This is a genomic window from Serratia sp. (in: enterobacteria) (assembly GCF_051654945.1).
Lineage (GTDB): Bacteria > Pseudomonadota > Gammaproteobacteria > Enterobacterales > Enterobacteriaceae > Chania.
Map to the genome: position 1 here is coordinate 1 of NZ_JBOFZA010000048.1, position 1,714 is coordinate 1,714.

The 1,714-nt window shown below is 42.7% G+C and carries 1 protein-coding gene; it reads left to right on the forward strand.

Annotated elements, in window-relative coordinates:
• The first annotated feature begins 145 nt into the window (after positions 1-145).
• Positions 146-1,462 (forward strand): IS30 family transposase, encoded by a 1,317-nt coding sequence (locus ACRDCA_RS07885; protein ID WP_438689035.1) that lies wholly within the window; start codon positions 146-148, stop codon positions 1,460-1,462.
• Positions 1,463-1,714 lie beyond the last annotated feature (252 nt).

The window sequence follows — 1,714 nt, forward strand, 5'->3', positions numbered from 1 at the left end:
CCTGAATTACATTTGGAAATCCTACTCTTCATATCGGATGTAGGGTTTACTCTTGGATGGGTAGGGTTTACTCTTGCATATAAACCATAACAGGCGTATAGTCTCAAATGTTATCTGAATCAGGTGGCGGTTAAAGGAGGCCGTTATGTCCAATTTAATACCAGGAAACCATAAACATTTAACGCTTGTTGATCGCTCTTACATTGAGGAATCCCTCAACGATGCCAAATCATTCCGGGCTATCGCCAAATACCTCTGTAAGGATCCATCCACCATTTCCGATGAGGTGTTTAAAAACAGGATCTCTAATTCATGGAATCGGGGCAGTTTCAACAATCCCTACAACTTTTGCATTCACAGGTTCCGATGCCGCAAGACCAATGCCTGTAAAAAGCTTATTCTCTGTGATACTGTCTGTCGATCCTGTCATATCTGCAATAAAGTCTGTGACAGCTTCGAACTGGAACAATGCAGGCGGATCACTAAAGCCCCCTTTGTTTGTAATGGCTGTGATAAACCAAGAAACAAATGTCCGATCTCTCTTAAATATGACTACAATGCCATTGCTGCCCACCGCATGTATTCCGAACGCCTTGTCTCTGCCAGAGCAGGGATCTGCCTTTCTAAGAAAGAACTGCATGCGATCGATGCGGTGGTGAAGCCTTTGATCATGCAGGGGCAATCTCCTTACATGATCATTGCCAGTCATCCGGAGCTGGGGATTTCTGTTGGTACTCTATATAATTACATTAATCAGGGGGTATTGCTCACCAGAAATATTGATCTCAAACGTAAGGTGAAATTTAAGCCTCGAAAGGTTCATCAGACACAGATCAAAAACCGGGCGGTATTTATCGGAAGGACTTATAAGGACTTTAAGGAATCCCATTCGGATGAGATGGACTTTGTGGAAATGGATACAGTTAAATCGGCCAAAGGATCGGAAAAATGTATTTTAACCTTCTATTTTCCAGAAACCGAGTTATTTTACGCACACCTGCTTGATCGGTGCACCCCTGGTGCAGTAAAAGCGGTATTTAATAAGCTTCAGGAACGCCTCGGCGATGCCTATGACTTTGCATGCTTATTTCCCGTTATACTGACTGATCGTGGGGTGGAGTTTGGCGATCCTGACAGTCTGGAAACCTCTCCGGAAGGGATTTGCCGTACCAGCATTTATTACTGCGACCCTATGCGCAGTAACCAGAAGGGTGGGATTGAAAATGTTCATACCATGCTGCGCATGATCATCCCCAAAGGAACTGTTTTTACTAACCTCACGCAATGGGATATCCGTAAATGCGTGGATCACGTAAACAGTGCCCCAAGGAAAGCCTTGCATGGCAGCACCCCTTACTTAGAAGCTTATAAGCTGTATGGTTCAGAGATTATGAACGCGTTGCAGCTCCGGTATCTCACTCCCGACCAAGTAGTGTTAACACCGAAGCTGCTTAAACGTTAATTAAATAAATTTACAAACCGCCACTGCTCGGATAACTTTCATAAAAACTATGCTGACCCGTAGGAATTAGTCTTGAAAACCGTAATTCCCAGAGGTCTGTTTGCTATACCCGAAATTTGAAGTTATTTATAAATTTAAATTTATTTTATCACGCAATGAGTAGTAAGTGGTGAAAAACTTTTGCATTTATGCGGATTTTTTAACACATGTAGGAGTTAGTCTTGTATACCGGATTTAGTTTTGAAATTCACG

Bases quoted from the DNA above. Each gene is read 5' to 3' on its own strand.
- ACRDCA_RS07885 (WP_438689035.1), top strand. From the start codon at position 146: ATGTCCAATTTAATACCAGGAAACCATAAACATTTAACGCTTGTTGAT.